This is a genomic window from Ottowia sp. VDI28 (assembly GCF_049532675.1).
Classification (GTDB): Bacteria; Pseudomonadota; Gammaproteobacteria; order Burkholderiales; family Burkholderiaceae_C; genus Ottowia.
On the sequence record NZ_CP149820.1, the window covers coordinates 3,997,301 to 4,021,438 of the forward strand.

General features: G+C 62.7%; 19 protein-coding genes and 1 pseudogene. 6 read left to right on the forward strand and 14 right to left on the reverse strand.

What is annotated here, in order from left to right:
- Positions 1-6: 6 nt before the first annotated feature.
- The 9 genes from WJU18_RS18950 to WJU18_RS18990 form a co-directional block, all read right to left on the reverse strand.
- Positions 7-1,182, reverse strand: a complete 1,176-nt coding sequence (locus tag WJU18_RS18950; protein WP_423454751.1) for an ABC transporter substrate-binding protein — start codon at positions 1,180-1,182, stop codon at positions 7-9.
- A 3-nt stretch (positions 1,183-1,185) separates the two neighbouring features.
- Positions 1,186-2,184 (reverse strand): PQQ-dependent catabolism-associated beta-propeller protein, encoded by a 999-nt coding sequence (locus WJU18_RS18955; RefSeq protein WP_423454753.1) that lies wholly within the window; start codon positions 2,182-2,184, stop codon positions 1,186-1,188.
- A complete protein-coding gene (locus WJU18_RS18960) occupies positions 2,181-2,936 on the reverse strand; it encodes an ABC transporter ATP-binding protein (RefSeq protein ID WP_423454755.1) in 756 nt (251 codons plus the stop codon). The genes WJU18_RS18955 and WJU18_RS18960 overlap by 4 nt, the downstream gene beginning before the upstream one ends.
- A gap of 132 nt (positions 2,937-3,068) precedes the next feature.
- Positions 3,069-3,866 carry a molybdate ABC transporter substrate-binding protein gene (gene modA, locus WJU18_RS18965; protein ID WP_423454757.1) on the reverse strand — a complete coding sequence of 266 codons (798 nt, stop codon included), beginning with the start codon at positions 3,864-3,866 and terminating at the stop codon, positions 3,069-3,071.
- A 2-nt stretch (positions 3,867-3,868) separates the two neighbouring features.
- The gene (locus tag WJU18_RS18970) at positions 3,869-4,228 is read right to left on the reverse strand and encodes a c-type cytochrome (RefSeq protein WP_423454759.1); all 360 of its coding nucleotides are present in this window, start codon (positions 4,226-4,228) and stop codon (positions 3,869-3,871) included.
- Positions 4,229-4,302: 74 nt separating this feature from the next.
- The gene (locus tag WJU18_RS18975) at positions 4,303-5,988 is read right to left on the reverse strand and encodes a PQQ-dependent dehydrogenase, methanol/ethanol family (protein WP_423454761.1); all 1,686 of its coding nucleotides are present in this window, start codon (positions 5,986-5,988) and stop codon (positions 4,303-4,305) included.
- A 91-nt stretch (positions 5,989-6,079) separates the two neighbouring features.
- Positions 6,080-8,431 (reverse strand): molybdopterin cofactor-binding domain-containing protein, encoded by a 2,352-nt coding sequence (locus WJU18_RS18980; protein WP_423454763.1) that lies wholly within the window; start codon positions 8,429-8,431, stop codon positions 6,080-6,082.
- Positions 8,428-8,895 (reverse strand): (2Fe-2S)-binding protein, encoded by a 468-nt coding sequence (locus WJU18_RS18985; RefSeq protein ID WP_423454765.1) that lies wholly within the window; start codon positions 8,893-8,895, stop codon positions 8,428-8,430. The genes WJU18_RS18980 and WJU18_RS18985 overlap by 4 nt, the downstream gene beginning before the upstream one ends.
- Before the next feature lie 181 nt (positions 8,896-9,076).
- Positions 9,077-11,230, reverse strand: a complete 2,154-nt coding sequence (locus WJU18_RS18990) for a TonB-dependent receptor (RefSeq protein WP_423454767.1) — start codon at positions 11,228-11,230, stop codon at positions 9,077-9,079.
- Between the two features lie 285 nt (positions 11,231-11,515).
- Between WJU18_RS18990 and WJU18_RS18995 the strand changes: the two genes are divergently transcribed.
- A complete protein-coding gene (locus WJU18_RS18995) occupies positions 11,516-11,872 on the forward strand; it encodes a hypothetical protein (protein ID WP_423454769.1) in 357 nt (118 codons plus the stop codon).
- On the opposite strand, the gene fdhD is transcribed toward WJU18_RS18995, so the two are convergent.
- Both fdhD and WJU18_RS19005 read right to left on the reverse strand, forming a co-directional pair.
- The gene (gene fdhD, locus WJU18_RS19000; RefSeq protein ID WP_423454771.1) at positions 11,811-12,686 is read right to left on the reverse strand and encodes a formate dehydrogenase accessory sulfurtransferase FdhD; all 876 of its coding nucleotides are present in this window, start codon (positions 12,684-12,686) and stop codon (positions 11,811-11,813) included. The two genes, WJU18_RS18995 and fdhD, sit on opposite strands and share 62 nt — an antisense overlap.
- A gap of 8 nt (positions 12,687-12,694) precedes the next feature.
- Positions 12,695-15,055: an FdhF/YdeP family oxidoreductase gene (locus WJU18_RS19005; RefSeq protein WP_423454773.1), complete on the reverse strand. Its 2,361-nt coding sequence runs from the start codon at positions 15,053-15,055 to the stop codon at positions 12,695-12,697.
- Between the two features lie 178 nt (positions 15,056-15,233).
- Between WJU18_RS19005 and WJU18_RS19010 the strand changes: the two genes are divergently transcribed.
- Positions 15,234-16,316 carry a substrate-binding domain-containing protein gene (locus tag WJU18_RS19010; RefSeq protein WP_423454775.1) on the forward strand — a complete coding sequence of 361 codons (1,083 nt, stop codon included), beginning with the start codon at positions 15,234-15,236 and terminating at the stop codon, positions 16,314-16,316.
- A 192-nt stretch (positions 16,317-16,508) separates the two neighbouring features.
- Positions 16,509-18,035 carry an aldehyde dehydrogenase family protein gene (locus WJU18_RS19015; RefSeq protein WP_423454777.1) on the forward strand — a complete coding sequence of 509 codons (1,527 nt, stop codon included), beginning with the start codon at positions 16,509-16,511 and terminating at the stop codon, positions 18,033-18,035.
- Positions 18,036-18,185: 150 nt separating this feature from the next.
- Here WJU18_RS19015 and WJU18_RS19020 read toward each other — a convergent pair whose 3' ends face one another.
- Positions 18,186-19,052: a substrate-binding periplasmic protein gene (locus WJU18_RS19020; protein ID WP_423454779.1), complete on the reverse strand. Its 867-nt coding sequence runs from the start codon at positions 19,050-19,052 to the stop codon at positions 18,186-18,188.
- A complete protein-coding gene (gene pedF / locus WJU18_RS19025; RefSeq protein WP_423461041.1) occupies positions 19,049-19,456 on the reverse strand; it encodes a cytochrome c-550 PedF in 408 nt (135 codons plus the stop codon). Before pedF ends, WJU18_RS19020 begins: the two co-directional genes overlap by 4 nt.
- 444 nt (positions 19,457-19,900) lie before the next feature.
- On the opposite strand from pedF, the pseudogene WJU18_RS19030 reads away from it, so the two are divergent.
- Positions 19,901-21,939 (forward strand): annotated as a pseudogene (locus tag WJU18_RS19030) (sigma-54-dependent Fis family transcriptional regulator).
- Here the strand turns inward: WJU18_RS19030 and WJU18_RS19035 are convergent.
- Positions 21,932-22,996, reverse strand: a complete 1,065-nt coding sequence (locus WJU18_RS19035) for an alpha/beta fold hydrolase (protein WP_423454781.1) — start codon at positions 22,994-22,996, stop codon at positions 21,932-21,934. The pseudogene WJU18_RS19030 and the gene WJU18_RS19035 overlap by 8 nt on opposite strands.
- A gap of 77 nt (positions 22,997-23,073) precedes the next feature.
- Between WJU18_RS19035 and pqqA the strand changes: the two genes are divergently transcribed.
- On the forward strand, positions 23,074-23,148 hold the full coding sequence (gene pqqA / locus WJU18_RS19040; RefSeq protein ID WP_068167214.1) for a pyrroloquinoline quinone precursor peptide PqqA: 75 nt from the start codon (positions 23,074-23,076) through the stop codon (positions 23,146-23,148).
- 66 nt (positions 23,149-23,214) lie between these two features.
- Positions 23,215-24,132 carry a pyrroloquinoline quinone biosynthesis protein PqqB gene (gene pqqB, locus WJU18_RS19045; RefSeq protein ID WP_423461042.1) on the forward strand — a complete coding sequence of 306 codons (918 nt, stop codon included), beginning with the start codon at positions 23,215-23,217 and terminating at the stop codon, positions 24,130-24,132.
- The last annotated feature ends 6 nt before the right edge of the window (positions 24,133-24,138 follow it).

The window sequence follows — 24,138 nt, forward strand, 5'->3', positions numbered from 1 at the left end:
TTGATGTCAGCTCTTCGGCTTGCAGAGTTTCTCGCCCTCGTCGGCACCCAGGGTGTCGAGGACATTGCGCGGATGCAGCATGCCGTCCATGGGCATGGTGGCGATCACGCCTTGACCATCGGTCAGCAGCATGGGTTGCCTCAGTTGACGATCCCAGGGCCGGAACTGCATGCTCACGCCCTTGGAGCCATCGAGATCGAGGGCTGCAAAGGCCTTGGCCAGCGCGGCGGGGTCCACCTTCGGTTGCGCAATGGACGCCGCTGCCACGGCGGCTCCGCCCATCCAGGCGGCCCAGTCGCGATCCGTCATGGGCCTTTTGGCTTCCTGAAAGAAGCGGCGCGAAAGCTGAGGCGCGCCAAAACGCTCGAACTGGGATTGCCATGCCAGGGCAAACATGCCGCCGTCGCCGACGACCGGGCGGGCGCTGGCCGTGTTGTAGGGAAGCGAGCGCGCGAATTCACCGTCGCTATCGACCACCCATACGGCATCGTAGGACATGTTGCCGGTGAGCAAGGCCGTGTTGGCCAGCGCGCGCTCACGTGGGTCCGCGGAGAGTTTGAAGGGTTTGTTGGCCACCAGCTTCAAGCCGTACCGCTTGATCGCGGCTTGCGCCACCTGGCTGCGAAGGGCGTCGTCCGCGCTGGGCCCGGTCAGGAGCAGGATTTGGCTCCATTTCCGGCCCACAAGCGCCTGCGCCAGGGCGTCGGCCCGCATGCGTTCGCTTGGAATCACGTGATAGAGATTGGAGCGGCAATCACGCTCCCGCAGCGCATCCGCACTCGCGCCGATATTCAGCACGGGTACTTTGACGGCCTCGGCAACGCCTGGAACCCAAGCCGCGGGCAGATTGACCAACAGCACGGGCGCCCCCGCTTGAACGGCTTTCTGTGCGGCTTGCCGAGCCGCTTCCGGGCTGGATGCGCTCTCGGTTTTGAGACTGAGCGACATCTGCGCCGCGTCGAGTTCGAACTTGGCATCCTCGAAACCAAGCGCAACGCCGTCCGAAGCCGATCCGCCCGGATGCCCCAGGTAAGCGCGCTCGCGGCGTGTCCGCTCCAGATCCGGCTGGCCGGCCTGCTCGATCAGAGTGACTTTCCAGCTTGCCGAAAGGGCCGGCAACCCCAGCGACAGCAAGGCGCCCGCCAGGAAGGCAGCTCGAAGATTCGGGCTTTTCAGGCGCATGGCTCAGTCCAGTATCACCACGCTGTGCGGGACGCGGCCCACCGGAATGGTCTTGACGGCTTTGGCGCCAGCGACGTCCACCACCGTCACGTCGTCCGACAAACCATTGACCACCCACAGGCGGGACTCGTCCTTGGTAAGGGCAAGGTTCCAGGCACGCTTGCCCGCCAGCACGAGATTCGTCACCTCGCGCTTGGCCGTATCCACGAAGGCAACGTGGCTCGCCCGGCCCAAGGCCACGAAAGCACGCTTTCCGTCGCGCGACATGACCAACCCGACCGGCGTGATGTCGGTCGCGCGCGCACCCTTGATGCTGAAGTTGATCGTAGCGATGACTTTCTGGTCCTTGGTCGAGATCACGCTGATGCTGGCACCCAGCTCGTTGGTCACCCACAGCTCACTGCCATCGGGCGTCAGCACCAGGCGGCGGGGACGCTTGCCGACGGGAATGTTCTTGATGATCTTGCCGCTCGCCACGTCCACGACGTGAACCATGCTGGCGATCTCCGAGGTGACATAAACAGTCTTCCCGTCGGGCGAAGCACGGACACCTTCGGGCTCCTTGCCGACCTTGATCTCCGCACGGCGTTTGCCGCTGGCGACGTCGATCACCGACAACGCGGCGTCATCCTCATTGGAGACGTAGAGAGTCTTTCCGTCCGGCGACAGATCGAACATCTCTGGATCTTCGCCAAGAGGAATGCGGCCGACGGACTTGCGGCTCGCCACATCGATCACATCCGCGGCGTGCTCATCGCTGCAGGCGACCAGAACCTGCTTGCCGTCGGGCGTCAATTGCATGTGGCGTGGTCTCTTGCACGTGGGGATCACGCCCTGGACGGCGAGGCCTTTCAGATCAGCGATGGTGATCGCGTTGTCTTTTTCGCTCGAGATCCATGCAACCCCTTGTGCATTCACCGCGTTGGCGTGAGCCAGCGATGCGCACAGGAGCGCGGCGCAGAGATAGGAAAACTTGGTACGGCGCGCGGATTCTATTTTCATGATGTAGATGCCTTCTTGTCAGGAATTGGCCCAGCGGCCGTACTGGCGATAAAGCCTTGTTCCAGTGTGGAGTGCCCCAAGGCCAGCGTCACCTCTGCCGGGGTGCCGTCTGCGACCATCCGCCCGCCATGCAGCATGATGACCCGATCGGCGGTATCGGCCTCTTCGACCCAATGCGTGGCCCAGAGCACGCAAGTGCCGCGCTGCTGAACATCGCGGCGCACAGCGCCGAGGAGATCTTTGCGTGACTTGGGGTCCAGCCCGACGGTGGCCTCATCCATCAGCAGCAGGTTCGGCCGGTGCAGCAGAGCGCGCACCAACTCCACCTTGCGCCGGGTGCCGCCGGACAGCTCGCGTGTCGGACGGTCCAGATCAGCGGTCAGGCCGAGAGCTTCGCTGTCTGACGCGATGCGCTCCTTCGCGGTGGCGCGATTCAAGCCATGCAGATCGGCATGGAACTGCAGATTGCGCCGCACCGTCAAATCCAGATCAAGTGCTTGCTGCTGAAACACCACGCCGATGCTTGCCAGGGCCTTGGCTGGCGATGCCTGAAGGCTCACGGCATTGACCGTGATCGTGCCTTCATCGGGAACGAACAACCCCGTAAGCAATTGAAAGAGCGTGGACTTGCCGGCGCCGTTCGGCCCCAACAGGGCGCAAAACTGGCCCGCCCGCAAATCGAACGAAACACCGTTCAGCGCTTTCCGCGCTCCATATTGCTTGGAGATGCCATTAATCGAAAGTGTGACCACACCGATCCTTAACTGGTGTCCGCAGAGATGCGCGGCACCAGCGAATTACAGCAGATGAGAACATGGCTCTCATCAGCAAGTTTCGTACCAGTGCGACGCCTCTGAACCAGGAAACGCCAGCAATCGGAACGGCTATTGGGCGGCCTCAAACCCGCGAGCGGCAAAAGCTGCCTTGGCCCCTGCTCCGCTGAGATAGCCCAGCAGGCGTTTGGCTTCGATCTCGTTGGGAGCCCCCGAAATCAGCGCACCATCGTAACGCGTCCACTTCTGCAGATCCGCTGGCAGCGGGGCTGCCACCTGGGCATCCTTGGCACTCAAGATCAAAGGCGTTGGATAGAGGCCGACTTCAACGTCGCCAAACCCCACGGCGGACACCGGATTGCTGCCAGATCCCAACTGGAGCTTGGGCTTCACAACGGCCGTCAGCCCGAGTTTTTCAACCACTTCGCCAGCTTGCACACCTGCCGGATTCTCCTCGGGGTCGGCATACGAGAGCGACTTGGCACTCGTCAACACCTTCTTCAACGCGTCCGCGCTGGAGAGATCCGGGGCTTTCACGCCCTGGCGCATGGCCACGGCCAGCCCTGCACGGCCCAAGGGAGCGCGCGTGGCGGTTTGAGTCTGACCGCCCTTTTCCAGCCCGTCCATCTCTTCCTGGGAAGCAATGACCAGATCGGGGTGCTCCGCGCCGTGCACCTTGGCCTTCAATTGAGAACGGCCGGCATCGATGACCGCCACGGTTTCGCCTGTTTCGGATTTGTATTTGGCGATGGCATCCGCGAGGGCGTCCTTGACCGGACCCACGGTCACGACGGTCAACTCACCAGGACCCGCGTAGGCGCTGGGCGCCACCCATGCACACGCTGCAATGCACAGCGCAAGCGGGATCCGCTTGAGGCGCGAAGAAGTACGGAAATCACTCCACTCCATCCTTACTTTCCTTTCTCACCGGCCACGACATAGGCAAAGAGATTACCAATCTGCTCTTGCGACAGCACGCTCTTCCAGGGTGGCATGCTGTTCTTGCCGTTGCTGACGGAATTCATGAACCGCGAACGCTGGGCTGGGGGAAAGGTGCGCAGGTCGAAGAAGCCACCCCCAGGATCCACCATACGCTCGCCATGGCAAACCGCGCAGTTGTCCTTGAACAACTTCGCACCTGCGGCAATTTGCTCAGGCGTAAACGTGGGAGGCGCATCGTCATCGTCCGCCATGGCGCTCGCCGAGGCTACACAGATAGCCAGGGCGACGGCGCCGCGCAGATAACGCGATTGAAATCTGGAAGAGAACACTGCTGGAATCCTTTCGGAAAATCAAATGCGGCCGGCGCGCCAGGAACAGGCCGCGCCAGCCATGTCAAAAAAACTTACTCTTGCGGCAGAGCGAAAGTCCAGACGGAACCGCCGTTAGGCACATTCGCTGCAGCGGCCCCGACAAAACGGCGTCCGAGACCACCGAAACCCGACAGCACCGTCACATACTGACGGCCGTTGTGGCTCCAGGTAATCGGGCTGGCGTTGATACCGGAGCTGGTCTGGAACTGCCAGAGCTGCTTGCCATTGGATGAATCCAATGCAATGAGCTCACCCGTGTGGCGCCCCGTGAACAGCAAGCCGCTCTTGGTCACCAGCATGGAGCTCCAGTTGGCGTGATCGTTCAGCGGCACTTGCCACTTGGGCTTGCCAGTCATGGGATCGATGGCCGACATATAGCCATGAGGCTCGCCTGGCTCGAACTCGTGCTTGGTGTCCTGCACGCCCATCCACCGGTCACCAGGCTTGAACGGCTGAGTCAGCGGTTGCAGCTTGTAGGTGGTCTTCATGTGGATCGTGTTGGCATACAGCAATCCCGTGTTCGGGTCGAACGCGGCGTGTTGCCAGTTCTTGGCGCCAAGGATGTTCGGCCAGATCGTGTCGGTCTCGCCGGAGCGCAGTTTGGCGGCTACCGCGGACTCCACCGGGCGCCCTGTGGCGAGGTCCACTTTGCTGGCCCAGTTGACGCGGTCATAGGGATTGGCCGCCAGCAGCTTGCCGTCCGCGCGGTCCAGCACATAGGCGAAACCGTTGCGGTTCAGCTGCATCACAGTCTTGCGCGGCTTCCCGTCCACATTGATGTCACCCAGGATGAGCTCGGACACCGCGTCAAAGTCGAACATATCGTTCGGCGTGAACTGGTAGTGCCACACCAGCTCGCCTGTCTTCGGACGCACCGCGATCACCGAAGCTGTATACAAGCTGTCGCCGCCGCGATAGTTCGGGTTCCAGGGGCCTGCGTTGCCGGTGCCCCAGTAAACCAGATCCAGGTCGGGATCGTAGGAGCCAGTCACCCACGTGCTACCGCCACCGTTCTTGTAGGCATCGTTGACCTTCCAGGTGTCGCCACCTGCTTCGCCAGGAGCAGCCGTGGTGTAGCGGCGCCACAAAGCCTTGCCCGTGGCAGGATCGTAGCCGGCAATGAAGCCGCGAATGCCGAACTCAGCACCCGAAACACCCGTGATCACGACACCGTTGGCCACCACGGGCGCACCCGTGATCGAGTAGCCATCCTTCCAGTTGATGACCTTGGTCTTCCAGACTTCCTTACCCGTTTTCTGGTCGAGCGCCACGATATAGGCATCGAGCGTACCGCGGATCACGAGCCCGTTGTAAAGGGCAACGCCTTTGCTGGACACACCGCAGCACACCACGCGGGGCGTATCAGGGTCGAAGTCCACGGGAGTGCGCCAGATCTGCTTGCCCGTGACCGCATTGATCGCGACGGTCCATTTCGCGTCGGAAACATACATGACGCCGTTATAGACCAGCGGCTGCGCCTGTTCGCCATAGTCATTCTCAAGCGACAGGGCCCATGCGGGCGCCAGCTTCTTGACGTTGTCCTTGTTGATCGTGTCCAGTTTGGAGTAGCGCTGCTGGCCATACCCCATACCGTAGGTCAACACATTGTCAGGATTGGCGCCATCGCTCTTGAGATCCTCCGCGGTTTGCGCCTGCGCGCTCAGAACAGCGCCCAGGGCGAGTCCTGCAACCAATGTGCTCAAAACACTTCGCTTCATTAACGTCTCCGGTGGTGGATGTGCGAAGCGGCGAATGCCGCTCGCGAGGGAATACTGCTTGGTCTCTTTGTTTAAGAGCTTATGGGCGTTCTCAGGCCGCTGAATCGAGTTGATCTCGAATGGGCAGGCGTCGGATGCGCTTGCCCGTGGCGGCAAAAATCGCGTTGCAGAGCGCTGGTGCCACAGCGGGGAGGCCTGGCTCGCCTACACCGCCCTGCGCGACCGAGTAGTCGGACGGCGCCAGGTGCACACGGATTTCGCGCGGAGATTCGTTCTGTCTCAGAACTGCGTAGTCGTGGAAGTTGCTCTGCTGCGCAATGCCATTCTTGAAGGTGATCTCGCCATACTTGGCCAGTCCCAAGCCCATGATGACAGCGCCCTCCACCTGCGAGCGAATGCGTTCGGTATTGACCTGCGGGCCGCAGTCAATCGCGATGTCCACGCCCACGATGCGCAAGCCATCCTTTGGATCCACCTCCACCTCAATGGCTGTGGCCGAGTAGGTCACGAATGAATAGGCCACTGCAATCCCAAGGCCTCTGCCCTTCGGCAACTTGCGCCCCCACTTCGCGCCAGCCGCAGCCATTTCGACCACGCGGCGCATGCGACCGGTATCGATCGGATAACGGGTGGGATCCTCCCCGTAGTTCGATTGATCGGAGAAGGTCCGGGGATCGATGCGGCGAGCGGGCCCAATGAGCTCCAGCAGATAGTCCTTCGGATCACGCCCTGCCGCGGACGCAAGCTCTGCCACGAAGGATTGCACCGCGAACGCATGCGGGATGTTGTAGACGGAGCGGAACCAGCCAATGCGGGTATGCGCGATGGCCTCCGGCGTCTCGATGCTGATGTTGGGGATCTGGAACGGCACGTTGATCGCCGTCATGCCCATTTCATTGGCGCCCAGTGTTTTGGCCGCGGCATTGAATGTCGAGGCAATCGATGGCGCCGCCGAACGGTGCAGCCACGCAGTAGGCTTGCCGTTGGCATCCAAAGCAGCTTCCATGTGCTCCAGAGCCACTGCGTGGTAGTAGTCGTGCTGGATATCGTCGTCGCGGGTCCACTGCAACTTGACGGGTTTGCCATCCATGGCCTTGGACACCAGCGCGGCCTCTGCCACGAAATCGGGCTTCGATTTGCGGCCGAAACCACCACCCAGTAAGGTGACGTGGACCGTGACCTGATCGGACTTCAGCCCCAGCTTCGCAGCCACGAGATCGCGGGTACCTTGCGGTGCCTGAACAGGTGCCCAGACTTCGCACTTGCCGTCGACAATACGTGCCGTCGCGACCAGCGGCTCCATGGTCGCGTGCGCAAGGTGGGGCAGGTAATACTCGGCCTCGACCTTCCGCGCGGCCCCTTTCAAGGCCGCAGCGGCATCGCCTTCGCTTCTCACCGGCTTGGCAGGCTTGCGGGCAGATGCTTCCAGAGTGGCCTTGTAGGCTTCGGAATCGTAGCTACCGTTTGCCGTGCCTGCATTCCACTCGACCACCAGCGCCTCGCGCCCCTTGATGGCTGACCACGTATTCTTGGCGACCACCGCAATACCACCGAGGGGGTGGAAATTGGCAGGCAGCGCGGTAGTGGGAATTTCCACCACGCGAATCACGCCAGGAACCCGCAGCGTCTTGGATGCGTCGTAGGTCTTCAAGCTGCCGCCCACCACGGGAGGCCGGGCGACTACCGCATAGACCATGCCATCCAGGCGCGTGTCAATCCCGAACTTCGCACGGCCCCGGACGATATCCGCGCCGTCGATCAACGGCGCGTTGACCTTGCCGATGTAGCGGAAGTCCGAAGTGTTCTTCAGCTTGAGGCTCTCGCGTGGCGGAACAGGCAATGCAGCCGCCGCGACGGCCACTTCACCAAAGCCCAGCTTGCGGCCGCTCGGTGCGTGCACCAGCTCATGATTGCGCGCGTGAACCTCGCTCGCAGGCACATTCCAGCGCGCTGCCGCAGCGGCCTCCAGCATGGCTCTTGCGGCGGCGCCTACACGGCGAAGAGGCTCGGTGGAATGCCGGAGGCTGCGCGAGCCGTCGGTATTCTGGTTCCCGTAGCGGGCTTCGTCGCCAGGGGCCTGAACCACTTTCACGCGCTTGAGATCGGCCTCAAGCTCTTCGGCCACCACGATGGGGAAGCTGGTCCGGACGCCCTGCCCCATCTCGGAGCGGTGGCAGATCACGGAGACCACGCCATCGGCCGCGATGGACACAAATATGAGGGGGTTGTCCACCACGCCGCCAGGCATGCGGTCTCCACCGTACTTGGGTGGCGGCGGTGGCGCCGCAGCAGCCGTTTGAGCGAAAACTTCGCCGGACTGGCCTATCGCAAGCACCAGCCCAGTGGCGCCTGCGCTCTTGAGCCACTGGCGGCGGGAAAGCCCGGAATCCTGGGCGGAAGAGTCAGAAGACGATGGCAGTGGCGTGTCGAGGACGGAGCTCATGCTTTGCCTCCCCGTTGTGCCGCTACTTGTTTGATAGCCGCTCGTATGCGCGTATATGTTCCGCATCGGCAAATGTTCCCGCTCATCGCGCTGTCGATGTCGTCATCGGTCGGGTTGGGAACGCTTTTGAGCAAGGCCACGGCAGACATCACCTGTCCGCCCTGGCAGTAGCCGCATTGCGGTACGTTGGCACTCTCCCAGGCGGCTTGTACCGCGGCACCCAAGGCCTGGGTCTCGATGTGCTCGATGGTCGTCACGGCTTTGCCGGCAGCCTCGGAAACCGGCGTGACGCAAGAGCGTACGGCGCTGTCCCCCAGATGCACGGTACATGAGCCACATAGCCCGGCACCGCAGCCGAACTTGGTTCCCACCATGCCGAGTTCGTCGCGCAATGCCCATAACAAGGGCATTTCGGGCGGAACATCGACTTCGACTTTGCGGCCATTAACTTCCAGGCTCACCATGTCATCCTCGCTTTTCCATCGTTGGCTAAATTTTTTTGGCTAACTCATTTTATGCATGATTAGTAAATCTTGCTGAGCTGCCCGCGACATCATTGATCCCATTCGTAACGAAGTCCAACCATGATGGATCGCCCCGCTCCCGGCGCCAGAAAGCGCGCCGAACCCACGTCTTCTCCAGGCCTCACCGCTTGCCCCCCGGGAACAGATCCTCCGCCCCCGTGCCATAGCTCGCATACGCCTTGTTCATCACGTTGTTCACCCGCACATACGCCTTCCAGCGCTCGCTGAACTGCCACTGCGCCCTCAGGTTCACAACCCCGAAGCCCGCCACCTTGCCCAACTGCGGCCTCGTGCCGCTCTCATTGCCCGCCACCACCTGCGAGCCGAATGCCAGCCAGTCGCCTCCTATCCTCACCCCAGGCGCCGCTCTCCAGTCCACGCCCAGCTTGAATACGTGCCGGGGCAGGCCCGCCATGCGTGTGCCGGGACTGAAGGTGTTGGGTTTCTTCTCCGTGCTCAGCGGTCCGGGCAGCACGCCCTCGCTCTGGTAGGTAGCGTCCAGGAAGGTGTAGCCCGCCTGCCAGTTCCAATCTCCCCGCTTGAGCCTGGCGCTCAGCTCCAGCCCCTGCCGGCGTGTCTCGGGCACGTTGGTGAAGTACCCCGCCTGCGAGGTGCCTGCACGCACGAACACGATGTCGTCCCGGCTGACGGTGCGAAACAGCGCACCTGCGATCTGCAGGCCTTCGGCCGGTTGTACCCTCGCACCGATCTCCAGCGTGCGTGCCACCACTTGCTTCAGATAGGGGTCTGATTGCAAGCCCGCCGGCAGCGTGCAGGGCTCGCTCGGGTCGGCACAGCCCAGCTCCAGGGCGCTGGGCATGCGGGAGCCTTGCGAGAAGCTGGCGAAGATGGTGGCCTTGCGGCTCAGATCGTGCGAGATGCCGATGGCCGGGTTGAGTTTGCGGTAGCTGAAGCTCTCGCGCTCCAAGGGCGCAGGGTGGCCCAGTTCGTTGCTGACCCGGCTGGCGTTCCAGCGTGCGGACAGGCTCAGCCGGGTTTGCTCATTGATCCGGATGGTGTCGGCCAGGAAGAGCGCGAAGCGGCTGTTGCGTCCGCGTAGGGCTACTTCATGTTCGGCTTCGCTTCCTGGAATGGGCACGGCCACCCGCTCGGCGTTGAAGATCGCCTCTTGTGTGTATTGGTCGTAGCGCGTGCGGCTGTGGGCCATCTCCGCGCCCAGCGCCCATTGGTGGATACCGCTGCGGTGGCTCCATTGCACACTGGTGCCCACTTCCCATTGCCGCGCATCGCTGCGGTTGAAGACGGCGTTGTTCTTGACGTAGCCCGGGCCCGAGGGGTTCGAGCAGGCGCTGGCTTGAGGGTCGTCCTCGCACTCTTCGAGCCATTCGGACCAGTCTTCATTGACGTCGCCGTTGCTGCCTTGCCGGCGGCCGTCCCGGTGCCAGGCCACCACAGAGAGGTCGTCGTTGGGGGTGAGCGCGTGTGTGAGCTGGAAGTTCAGCAGGCCCGAGCGGTTGCGGGTGATGTCGCTGAAGGTGTAGCCGGCGCGCCGGTCGATGTCGTACAGGCTCTGGTTGAGCAGGCCGTTGCCTGTGAGGCGGCTGCGGCCGTAGGCGTAGCTTAAGGACCAGGAGGTGTCGCCCTGGTCCCGGCCCAGCTTGAGAAAGAGGTTACCCAGTCTTCCAGAAGACTTGTCTCGCCAGCCGTCTTCGTCAAAGACGGTGCCGGCGGCGTAGGCGTGCCAGCCGCCTTCCCAGCGCATGCCGTGGCCGAACTCCAGGCGTTTGCGGCCGGAGCTGCCGACAGACAGATCCAGTTCGGTACCGGGGTGGGTGCGGCCTGATTTGGTGGTCAGCACAAGGGCGCCGCCCAGGGTGTTGAGGCCGTACAGGGGGTTGGAGCCGGGCATGAGGGTCACACCGGCCAAGGCGGCCTCCGGCACCATGTCCCAGTCCATGACGTCGCCAAAGGGCTGGTTGATGCGCACACCGTCCAGGTACACCGACAGCCCCTGGGGGGAGCCCAGCATGGGTGACAGGCGCTGGCCCCGGTAGCTCAGATCGATCTGGTAGGGGCTGCCCTGGATGTCGGCGGCGGTCACGCCGGTGAACTGGCGGTTCAGAAAGTCCGCGAGGTTGGTGCTGCCTGAGCGTTCGATGGCCGCGTCGTCGGCTTGCTGTACGTGGCCGGGGTATTCCGACAAAGGCATCTCAAGACCAGGCAGCGGCGCTTGCTGCACCACGTCTACCTGCGGCAGACTGTGCACCCGGTCGTCGTCCGTCTGGCTTATCGCGCTCAGTGGAAAAAGCGGCACCAGTACAACCCCGGCTTGACCACAAACACGAAGAGCAACACGCCATCCCCGGCTCGTGGTGCGCACCGGGATCTCCTTTTTGTTTTTTCTCTGCATTCTTTTTTTAACTTCAAAAAATCAACAGAATCACCTCTTGAGAGGAAATCCCTGCACCTACCCCGGCAGCCTCCTCGCCGTGGAATAGGGTCATCCTTGAACCTGCGTTCGGTCAGGGCTCTGGATAATGCCACCAAAACAATACCCAACTACGCTCATCGCATTAAGCGTAATCGAACACACTTTTCCATGGCTCTTGACTATCTGGATTTTGATTACAGCGAAGACGAGCAAGGCACTGGCACATGGGATGCGATGGCCAGTGTGTATGCCGAACGCGTGCCCGCGCTGGCAGCCGACATAGAGCAAGTGCTCCTTTGGGCTACTCGGGAATTCACAGGCCGCCAAGGCGCGCTCGACGATGGCGGCGACTGGGACTATGAGCTGCAATCCCAGGACGATGAGGGGCGGCCACTGCCAGCGAATTTCGACGCGGGTACGGGCAAGCTGCTACTTGCCGCATCCGCGCGAGGACGCACGACGGTCAGTCTGACTTTGGCTGGCTCGGCGCAGTTTGGCGCTGCACTGGCGGCGTGGCTTTCGTGACCAGCCGCTCAGGGAAACTGTAGGCCACCATGCCACCCTGCCGGGCAAAGCCAATCAGCAGCATGTTGCTCTCCACGGCCAGGTCCACGGCCATGCCTGTTGGCGCTGATACGGCAGCCAATACCGGCACTCCGGCACGAGCGGTCTTCTGAACCATTTCGAAACTGGCGCGGCTGGTAATGGCGATGAAGTGGTCCTTGGAAAAAGCCCCCTGCCGCAAAGCCGCCCCAATGAGTTTGTCCAGCGCGTTGTGGCGGCCCACATCTTCGCGCACGAGTTCAATCGCGCCATTGGGCCCGCACAAGGCAGCAGCGTGTGTAGCACCAGTCAGTTGTTGCCTGGGCTGGAGTTCGCGCAGCGCGCTCATGGCACAGGAGATGGCCTCAGGATGAATGCTCGCTGCAGGCAAACTGCGGGGCGGCTGGCGCACCATGGACAAGGAATCCGTACCGCACAACCCGCAGCCTGTTCGCCCCGCCAGGGTACGCCGGCGTTCTTTCAGCCGCCATTCGCACGCGCTGGATACTTCCAGGTGGACTTCGATGCCCTCTTGCGTCTCCGTGATCTCGGTACCATGAAGCTCCGCCTGACTCAGCAGCAAACCTTCGGTCAAGGCAAAGCCAAGCGCAAAGTCCTCCAGGTCGGCAGGGGTAGCCATCATGACGGCATGGGAAATGCCATTGAAGACCAGCGCGACGGGAACCTCCTCGGCCAACCAATCCAGCGCGGTAGCCGATTGGCCGTTCCGGCGCGCAAAGACTTCGCCAGTGCGGACACCGGCCGGCAAGAAATGAGCGCTGTGAGACAAATTCATGCGGCGCCCTAGGCCATGTCAGCGGTTTCAACGGCCTCGGCCGGCCTCGCCTCTTCCGATTCTGCCGCCCTCACCTCCACATGAGGCGTCAGCAGAACCGGAATGGATTTGGACGTGGGCGTGCCAGCGGCGATGGCCGTGGCCGACAGCGGGACCAGCGGATTGGTCTCCGGGTAGTACGCAGCCAGGCAGCCGCGCGGAATGTCATACGCCACCAGCCGGAAACGGTCTGCGCGGCGCGGTTGCTCGTCGTCCCACACCGTGTGCAGATCAACCCAATCGCCATCTTTCAGACCAAGGGCCCGCACATCTTCGGCGTTGATGAAGACCACACGGCGCTGCCCGGTCACGCCGCGGTAGCGGTCGTTCATGCCGTAGATAGTCGTGTTGTATTGATCGTGCGAGCGTGTGCTTTGCAACGAGAAAACAATGGTGTCGCGGCGCTTGTCCTGCATGGCGCGCCGCGCGCGGTGCACGGGCGTGTTGCGTGGCACGGGATGGGAAAAGAACACGGCCTTGCCCGTGGGGGTACTCCATATGCGTTCACTGGCCTTGTTGCGCAACCGGAAGCCACCGGGCACGGCCACACGCGCGTTGAAATCCTTGAAATCATCAAAGACCGCTTCGATCTTGTCGCGAATGCGTGCGTAGTCTTCGATCATCCAGAGCCACGGGGTACGGCTGCGCGCCCCCAACGTGGCGGCGGCCAGGCGGGCGATGATGGCGGGCTCGGAAAGCAGATGCGCCGATGCGGGAGGATTGATGCCCATGGAAATGTGCACCATGCTCATGGAATCCTCCACCGTGACACCCTGCCGGCCAGTGGCCTGGATGTCGATTTCCGTGCGACCCAGGCAAGGCAGTATCAGCGCCTCGCGCCCGTGTATGACGTGGCTGCGGTTGAGCTTGGTGGCCACGTGCACGCTCAGCTCGCACTTGCGTAGCGCTTTCCAGGTTTCATAGGTATCTGGCGTCGCGGCCGCGAAATTGCCGCCGAGCGCGAAGAAGACCTTGCCCCGGCCCTCGCGCATGGCGTGAATGGCCTCCACGGTATCCACGCCATTTTCCCGGGGCGGCTCGAAGCCGAACACCTGCTGAAGCCTGTCCAGCAAAGCGGCGGGCGGCTTCTCCCAGATGCCCATGGTGCGGTCGCCTTGCACGTTGCTGTGGCCACGAACGGGGCACGCGCCTGCGCCGGGCCGGCCGATGTTCCCACGCATCAGGAGCAGGTTCAGCAGCATTTGTATGGTGGCCACCGAATGCTGATGCTGGGTGATACCCATGCCCCAGCAGATGATCGTGCTCTTGGCGTTGGCATAGACATCTGCGGCGGTATCGATCTGCTCGCGCGCCAGGCCTGATTCCTCGACGATGCCATCCCAGGATTCAGCGCGCAGATCGCCGGCCAGGGCTTCGAAGCCCTCGGTATGCTCGCCGATGAAGGCGAGATCGAGCAGGTTCTCTCCCGCATCGTAGCGCTCCAGCAGGCGCTTCATGATGCCTTTCACGGCCGCGAGATCACCGCCCCCGCGCAACTGGAAATAGTGGGAGCTGATGGGCGTGGAGCCCATGGTGGCCATTTCCAGCTTGCTCTGCGGATCCTGGAAGCGCTCCAGCCCGCGTTCCCGCAAGGGATTGAAGCTGACGATGCGGGCGCCCTGCCTGGATGCGGCACGCAACTCGCCCAGCATGCGCGGGTGGTTGGTGCCGGGGTTCTGCCCGAAGACGAAGATCGCGTCAGCGTGCTCGAAATCCTCCAGCGTGACCGTGCCCTTGCCTACGCCGATCTGCGACAGCATGCCACTGCCGCTGGGCTCGTGGCACATGTTGGAACAATCGGGAAAATTGTTGGTGCCGTATTCGCGCACGAACAACTGGTACAAGAACGCGGCTTCGTTGCTGGCGCGGCCCGAGGTGTAGAAGATAGCCTGGTTGGGATCCGGCAGCCGATTGAGATGGCTCGCCACGAGCGCGAACGCCTCATTCCACTCGATGGGGCGGTACTTGTCTGTTTTGTTGTCGTAGACAACGGGGTGTGTCAGGCGGCCCTGGTCTTCCAGCCAGAAATCGCTCTGCGAGGACAACTCGGACACCGTGTACTGCTCGAACAACTCCGGGCCTGCGCGCCGTGCGGTAGCCTCCGCTGCCACGGCCTTGACGCCGTTCTCGCAGAACTCGAATGTGGACGCGTGGTTGCGGTCAGGCCAGGCGCAGCCGGGGCAATCAAACCCGTCGGGCTGGTTGGCCGACAACAGGGTTCTGGCGCCCTTGATGGGAATATGGTGCTTGAGCAGCACGTTCTTCACGCTGTTCAGGGCGCCCCAGCCGCCAGCGGGGCCTGTGTAGAACTGGATTTTCTGTTCGCTCATCGGTGTTGCATCCTGCGGAAGACCTGCGCCTTTTCCGGGAGAAAATGGGCCTCCGCTTAAGCTTCTGCTCTCGTCTGCTTTCGAATCGATCGTCCCGGTATTCCGCGTTTTGCGCAATATGAAGAATGCGGTCCGATGCATAGGCAGCCCGCTTCATATACTTCCGCTTCACCTTTGCATGAAACAGGTTTCCATCCGCCCCGTCTGGACGATCCAGGATCTGGATGGAACAGCGCTGCCCGCACGGCTCATCGAGTTGCTGGTGCAGGTCTCCGAAACAGGCAGCCTGCTGCGCGCGGCGCGCGCCCTGGAAATCTCTTACCGGCGCGCCTGGGATCTGGTGCGCTTGGGCGAACAGCTGTTTCAGAAAGAGTTGCTGGTCATGGAACGCGGCAAGGGCTCCAAACTGACGGAGCTGGGTGCGCGCATCGTATGGGCCGACCGGCGCATTCATGCCCGGCTCCGGCCAGCTCTGGAAACGCTGTCCTCCGAGTTGGCGGAAGAATTGCGCGGCGCTTTGAGCGAAGCGCCCACCGCGCTGCGCATACAAGTCAGCCATGGCTTCGCGATCGAGCGGCTGATCGAGCGCCTGATTGAAAGTCTGGCGCAAGACGGGCTGAAGCTGGCTTTTTCCTATGCGAACAGTTCTACCGCCGCAGCCGCGCTGCGCGACGGCGATTGCGATATCGCGGGGCTGCATATTCCCCTGGGGCCGATGGAAGGCGCCGTGCTGGAACACTACAGGCCCTGGCTTCAAGGGCAAGGTTTCATGCTGGCCGATATCGCCACGCGGCGGCAGGGGCTGATGGTCCACCCCGGGAATCCGAGAGAGGTCTATGCGCTGGCCGATCTCGTCCGGCCAAATATCCGCTTCATCAATCGCCAGCCGGGTTCGGGCACGCGCCTGCTGCTGGAGGCCTTGCTGAAAGCCCAAGGCATTTCCTCCACGGACATCGTAGGTTTCGAGCAGGGGGAGTACACGCATGCCGCAGTCGCCGCGTACGTGGCCAGCGGCATGGCGGACGTGGGCTTCGGCCTGGAGCCGCCGGCGCGGCGCTTCAAGCTTGATTTTGTGCCCATTGCCACGGAGCGGTATTTCCTGCTGTACCGCCATGAGGTAAAGGACACCCCCGCATTGCAGATGGTGCTGGCCGCCCTGCGCGAGCCGGCTTTCCGTACAGAACTGGCGAGCTTGCCGGGGTATGACCCTTCGGCGTCGGGTACGGTCTCTCCACTGCAAGAGGTGTTTCCGGAGTTGTAAGACCGACCTTCACTGGGCACTGCTCCACGGGCTGCCGATCTGGAACAGGGGCTGCGCCAGACTGGCACAGTGGAACAAAAAACATGGACTCCGCTTAGCGCTCTGCCACGGCGCCTGGCTGGCATGGAGTTTGTATGTACGAGGGTAGCCGGCCGTTTTGGCATACCGGCTTCCGCCAATCAGGAGACCCTCATGGACATGTTTGAACTCAAGCGATTCAACCTCGACGTCAACTACCCGTACAAGCAGCGGTATGACAACTTCATCAACGGCAAGTGGGTAGCCCCTGTTGCCGGCCGCTATTTCGAGAACGTGTCCCCCATCACGGGCAAGCCATTTTGCAGCGTGGCCCGGTCCGATGCAGCCGATGTCAACCTGGCGCTCGACGCGGCCCATGCCGCACAGGACAAATGGGCAGCCACCTCCGCCACCGAGCGCGCCAACATCCTGCTCAAGATCGCCGATCGCATGGAGCAGAACCTGGAGCTGCTGGCCATTGCCGAAACCATCGACAACGGCAAGCCGGTGCGCGAAACCATGGCGGCCGATCTGCCGCTGGCCATCGACCATTTCCGCTACTTCGCCGGTTGCATCCGTGCGCAGGAAGGCGGCATTTCAGAGATCGACGCCAACACCGTGGCCTACCATTTCCATGAACCCATCGGTGTGGTCGGGCAGATCATTCCTTGGAATTTCCCGCTCCTGATGGCTTCGTGGAAGCTGCCCCCTGCACTGGCCGCTGGCTGCTGCGTGGTGCTGAAGCCAGCCGAACAGACCCCCGCCTCCATTATGGTGCTGATGGAGTTGATCGCTGATCTGCTGCCGCCTGGCGTGGTGAACGTGGTGAATGGTTTTGGCAAGGAAGCCGGCGAGGCGCTGGCGACCAGCAAGCGCATCACCAAGATCGCCTTCACCGGATCTTCCGCCGTGGGTCAGCGCATCCTACATGCCGCGGCCGACAGCATGATCCCCTCTACCGTGGAACTGGGTGGCAAGAGCCCCAACATCTTCTTCGCCGACGTGATGGACGCCGATGACGATTACCTCGACAAAGTCATGGAAGGCTTTTCGATGTTCGCGCTGAACCAGGGAGAGGTCTGCACCTGCCCGTCGCGCATTCTGATCCAGGAGTCGATCTACGACCGCTTCATCGAGCGTGCCGTCAAACGCGTGCAGTCCATGAAACAAGGGCACCCGCTGGACAAGAGCACCATGGTCGGCGCGCAGGTTTCGCAAGCGCAGCTGGAGCGCATTCTGGGCTACATTGATGTGGGCCGCCAGGAAGGCGCCGAGTGCCTGACCGGTGGCGAACGCCATCGCCCTGGCAGCGAAATCGACGATGGCTTCTTCATCAAGCCCACGCTGCTGTTCGGCCAGAACAACATGCGTGTGTTCCAGGAAGAGATCTTCGGCCCCGTGGCGTCGGTCACCACCTTCAAGACCACGGAGGACGCGATCCGCATCGCCAACGATACCGAGTATGGCCTTGGCGCTGGCGTATGGAGCCGCAACGGCACCACCGCCTATCAGATGGGGCGTGCCATCAAGGCCGGCCGCGTGTGGACCAACTGCTATCACCTCTACCCTGCGCATGCGGCCTTCGGTGGCTACAAGAAATCGGGCATCGGCCGTGAGAACCACAAATCGGCGCTGTCCAACTATCAGCAGACCAAGAACCTGCTGGTGAGCTACAGCCCCAAGGCGCTGGGCTTCTTCTGATCCTGGAAACAGAGACGGTGGCTGGTACCGACAGCATGAAGGCCTTCGGGGCCTGGCTGGAGGCCCAGCCATTTTTCTTTTGGGTTGGGCCAGCGCGGCAGATGATGGCGATGATTCCCGGATGGCCAGCCCATCCGGGAATGAAGGAACTCAGGGCGCCGTCAAGGTCAGTCCCTGCTGCTGAAATATCGCCAGCAGCTCGCCCTTGCTGCGCAGCGACTGCAGCGCAGTCTCCAGCGCCTCGCCCAGCTTGCGGTTCTCGGCCTTGATGGCCAAGCCTATAGGCCAGCCATCGGGAACGCCTCGCAGTTGCAGCGGCGTGAGCCGGATATCGCCGGGCTTGGGCTCTGCCTTCGACAGCACCGATTCAGCCTGGGCACGCGTGACATAGGCGGCCGCGGCCTTGCCTTCCAACACGGCCTTCACGGCCTCCGGGCCACTTGGATACAGGTGCACATCCGCGCGCAGCAAACCGCCGCCGTGGCCCATGAGCGCGCTGGCGGCCCCCGTGCCTCGTTCCACGGCCAGCGGCAAGCCCTTCAGGTCTTCAGCGGCCCGCACCTCGGGCACGCGGCGTACATCGTGAGCCAGCACCACCTGCTCACGCATGTAGGGCGCGAAGATCAGCGCCTGCCGGTTTTCCTGCATCAGGTATTTGTCCACCGGCACGTGCAGCATGACATCGGCAGGCCCGTAGCCCAGGTAGTGGCCGCGCCAGACCATGTTGCGCAGATCGTCGTTCATGTTCTCGTCGGCATCGAACGGCAGCAGCGCCAACTGCAGACCCATTTCACGCGCCAGCGCGGCAGCAATGGCCACATCCAGGCCCTGCATGCCGCCACCAGGCACGTTGCCGGAGAACGGCGCGTTGTCCTTATAGAGCGCCACCTTGAGCGTGCCGCGCGCGCGGACACGGTCAAGGTCGGCCAGTTCGGCCTGGGCATGCGCGGCCGGCCACAGCGGCAGCAGGCCGAACAGCACCTGCCGGCGTTTCAGTTGGAGCGTATGCCGGCTCATGGTTCGCGCCTGGTTTCAAGATAGGTCTTGATCGACCAAATGGCCTCCTGCGTGAGGGTGCCTTCGAAGGGAGGCATGTACACGCGCCCATCGCGGGTACGCCCCCGGCGGACTGTAGATATAAAGTATTCATCCATTTCCTTGTAGCAAGCCTCCTTGCGGGCCGTGTCGGCGTAGCCGGCGCATTCCCCGTCGAACTTGCGCAGATCAGGTGAGATGCCGCCCGAGATGGCTTCCAGGCCGTGGCAGCGCGCGCAGTTCTGGTTGTAGGCCGAAGTACCGATGCGCAGCGCCTCCTTGTTCGCGTCCCCTGTGCTGTAGGGGTTCGAATCCCGCCACTTGTCGCCGAGCTGCGGCAAGGTATGGGTATCTACAGCTTGCGGAACCACATCGCCGTGCGCCATCGCGGCCGATGCGCCCAAAGCCAGGGTAAGCGTGAGCAAGCCTCGCGCGGACCACGTGGACCAAAGCGAGAGGGGCTTTTTCTTCATGGGAAGGGGAGCTTGTTTCATTCAGATGTCTCCGGGTTGGCAGAAAAACGTGCCCTCAGCGCCAAGCAATATGCAGGCCACGGCCGGAGTTCTTCACCATTTCGCGCCCTTTTTGTCTCAAATTGAGGCAACTTGAGCCCGCTCAGCGCCTAACTGTCACGATATGGAGCACATGGGCGTCACCTAGTTACGACAGGACACTAATCCCGGGAAGCCCATCTTGCCGTTTAGCGCCGTCATGAGCAGAATCCGCAAGGAAAGGCCCAGGCCTCCTTGCGTCGTACAGGAGCCCTCCAACCTTGGAGTAAGTGGCAGCCCGCTGGAACACTTTTGTTTCAGCCCTAGGAGACAAGCGTTATGAGCACTGATTCTTTCGGCCGCCCTCCCGTGCGACAGGGAGAGGACGCGTCAGCGAACCAGATCGCGCTCGACCGCCATTACACCGAGGTTCTGGGAAAAGCACACCGGCGCTCCCAAACCTATGGCGTCGCCGTCCACGACCAGCCGGACTATTCCAGCCCGGCCCGGGGCCATCTGAGCGGCATGTTGGAAGAAAACCGCTTCCTCTACCAGCACGCCGCACCGATCATGGAAACGCTCTACGGCCAAATCGCCAACACCCACAGCATGGTGCTGCTGACCTCTGCCCAAGGCATGGTGCTGCATTCCCTGGGAGACAATGACTTTCTCGAAAAGGCCTCGCGCGTGGCACTCGTGCCGGGTATGGACTGGTCGGAAAAAACCAAGGGCACCAATGCCATCGGCACCGCGCTGAGCGAAGAAGAAGCGATCACGGTCCATGGCGACCAGCACTACATGAGCGCCAACCAGGCCCTGACCTGCTCGTGCGCACCTATCTTTGACCCCCATGGCCAGGTCATCGGCGCCCTGGATGTCACGGGCGACCACCGCAGCTACCACCAGCATACGATGGCGCTGGTGCGCATGTCCGCCCAGATGATCGAGAACCACATGTTCGCGGGCAGTTTTCCGAAGGCGGTCCGCCTGCATTTCCATGCGCGCTCGGAGTTCCTCGGCACCTTGGTGGAAGGCATCGCCGTCTTCACGCCCGAGGGGCGTTTCATCTCCGCCAACCGCAGCGCGCAATTCCAGTTGGGGCTCTCGTTCCATGCGCTGCAGGCGCATACCTTCACGTCCTTGTTCAACCTGCCCATCTCGGCCCTCTTCGAGTTGTTTGGCGGCCCCGCACCTACCCCACGGCAGTTGTGCATGCACAACGGCGTCACGGTGTGGTCCCGCGCGGAAATCAAGCCCGCCGGGCCTTGGTCAGCCCCCACGCTCGCGCCGGTACACGAGCCCCCTGCCCTGCAGGCCACGCCACGGACCGAGCCTGCAGCCATGCCGCGCAAGCCTCAGCTGTCGTCGCTGCAGTATCTGGACACCGGGGATCCTCAGGTGTCCATCATCATTCACAAGGTGCGCCGGGTCGTGGGCCGCGACATTCCAGTGATGATCCTGGGTGAAACCGGCACGGGCAAGGATCTGCTGGCCCAGGCCATGCACAACGATTCTCCTCGCGCGCGCCAGCCATTCGTTCCGGTCAACTGCGCTTCGATTCCGGAATCGCTGATCGAGGCCGAGTTGTTCGGCTATGAGGAAGGCGCTTTCACCGGGGCGCGCAAGAAAGGTGCTGTCGGCAAGATCGCACAGGCCGACGGCGGGACGCTGTTCCTCGATGAAATCGGCGATATGCCCAAACACCTTCAGGCGCGGCTGCTGCGCGTGCTGCAGGAGCGCAAGGTCAGCCCCTTGGGTGCAGGCAAAGAGGTGGATGTGGATGTGACCGTGATCAGCGCCACCCACAAGAACCTCAAGGACCTGATCGCGCGCGGCGAGTTCCGCGAAGATCTTTACTACCGGCTCAATGGCCTGGTCGTGCGCCTGCCTGCCCTGCGGGAACGCACGGATTTCGAACCGGTCGTGCAGAAAGTGCTGAAGTCGCTTGGAGACGATGGCCATCAGGCCCATGTTTCAGCCGAGGTGATGGACCTGCTCTCGAGCTACCACTGGCCCGGCAATCTCCGCCAGTTGCACAACCTGCTGCGTACGGCCGTGGTCATGGCGGGCGTCGAAGGCACCATCGACGTCCATGATCTGCCCGACGATTTTCTTGAAGAGTTGCGAGCCAATGCGAGCCAGCCAGCCTCGTCGCCCACCCCCTCCTTGGTTCCTGTGCAACCGCCATGCCCTCTACTGCGGTGACCGGCGAGATTCTGCTGGACAGCCCGCGCCTGCAAGACGTGGCACTCAGCACCATGGCCCAGATGCTGCGCCTTCACAACGGCAACATATCGGCAGCCGCAAAAGCCTTGGGCGTGTCCCGCAACACCATCTATCGCAAGAAGCATCTGCTTCCGCCCGGCCTCGTTAACTAGGGCGGCCGCCCACACGCTGGCGCAGGGCTTTTCGCATGGCGGACTCACCCGCCAGATGGCCGCAAGGCGGAAGATGCACAGACACCGTGCCACCGGCGGCACTCGCCATCTTGGCCCAGCCCAGGCTGTTGGCTGGCGGGCAAATCGCATCGAACCGGCCATGCACCCAATCCATCGGCACACCATGCTGCGCGATCCCGTGTACGGCCTTGTCGAGCCCGGCGGGCCGCACGAAGCCGTGGTGCAGCAGGTAGTGAGCCTGTATCCGGTACTTGACCCATGCCAGGCGATCAGCCTTTGATACACGAGGCTGAAGGATGTGGGCCTTCGCACGGCGCTGCTGCTTGCGCAAGCCGGACCATTCACGGCGCACGGCGGCGGCGTCCGCGCCTTGAGCATGCAACAGGCTGCGGCGCAACCCGGCGGAAGCATCACGCATCTCGCGTAAGGCCCATTCGCGCACGGCGTGCAGTGATGCAACACCCAGTGTTGCGCTTTGGAGCAACTGTGCCAAGTGTGCCAGCGCGGCGGGCAACGGCGTGCCCGCATGCACAGGCCACGTGGAGCCAGAGCTCCAGGCCTTGCCTTTGCGTGGCTGGGGCAGCAACAGCCCGCCAATCTCCCGCCGCGTGATGCGGAACGCGCCGCGCAGCACCATGCGTTGCACCCGCTCCGGATAGCGTTCGGCATACCGGAGCGCCACCACAGTGCCCCAGGAACCGGCCAGCAGCGACCAGCGCTGGACGCCCAAGTGCACCCGCAGCGCCTCCAGATCAGCCACCAGCGCCGCTGTGCAACTGCCCTGAAGAGCTCCCCTGGGGCGCGACGCGCCGGCTCCACGCTGGTCTGGGGCAATGACCCGCTGCCGCGCCAGATCGAAAGGTTGCAGCATGCCCGGCCGGCAACTGCCGCCCGGCCCGCCATGCAACAAAAGCCAGCATTCGCCTGAGCACTCACCCACTTCTCGCCAGGCCACGCGATGCAGGGTTCCGCGCGCCAGATAGCCCGGCGCGGGCCAGCCGGGTGCCGGTGAGATGGCATCAATATTGCTCTTCATGGTGGCGGCTGCAGTGAACTCGTGTCACCGTACCTGCAAACATGTTTCATGCCAATCCAACCTCCAAGGAGACCACCATGCAATGGACCACACCGGCTTTCACTGACCTGCGCTTCGGCTTCGAAATCACCATGTACATCGCCAACCGCTGATGACAGGACATTGACCGCCGCAAAGCGCCTGCGGCGCAGGCGCTTTGCCTTTCAGCTTTCATGACCATGCACCTGCGTATTCTCGGCTCTGCTGCTGGCGGGGGCTTTCCCCAGTGGAACTGCAATTGCCCGAACTGCGACGGCCTACGCCGCGGTAGCCTGCGCGCCCGAGCCCGCACGCAATCATCCATTGCAGTCAGTGCCAATGGCAATGACTGGCTGCTCATCAACGCTTCGCCAGACATTCTTCAGCAAATCAAGGCCACCCCGCCGCTGCAGCCCGCGCGCGCGATACGCGACACCGGCATTGCGGCCGTGCTGCTCATGGATGCCCAGATCGACCATGTGACCGGCCTGCTCATGCTGCGGGAAAACCGCGGCCCGTTGCCACTACTGGCCACGCGAGAGGTGCTCTCCGATATTGGCGAGGGTTTTCCGATCACGCGGATTCTTTCGCACTACTGCGGCGTACAGCCGCACCCCATTCCCCATGACGGCACCGCCTTCACCGCGCCGGGGCTGCCCGGCGTCGTGATCCAGGTGGTGTCGCTGTCATCCAAGCCACCGCCCTATTCGCCGTTTCGCGGCGCCCCTCGGCCCGGCGACAACATCGGCATTCTGCTGCGTAGCGAAACCTCAGGCGCGCGCGCTTTCTATGCGCCCGGCCTTGGCGAAGTCACTCCTGAGCTGCTGACGCTGATGGCCAGTTGCCAGGTAATTCTGGTGGATGGCACTTTCTGGCGCGCCGACGAGATGCAGCGCATGGGCCTTTCCAGCAAAAGCGCGGCCGACATGGGACACCTGCCGCAAAGCGGTCCCGGCGGCATGCTCGAGCACCTGATGCAACTGCCCGCCAGCACGCGCAAGCTGCTGATCCACATCAACAACACCAACCCCATTCTGGTGGAGGATTCGGCCGAGCGCGCACTGCTCAACGAATTGGGCATTGAGGTAGCGCACGACGGCCTGGACATCCGATTCTAGAAAGCC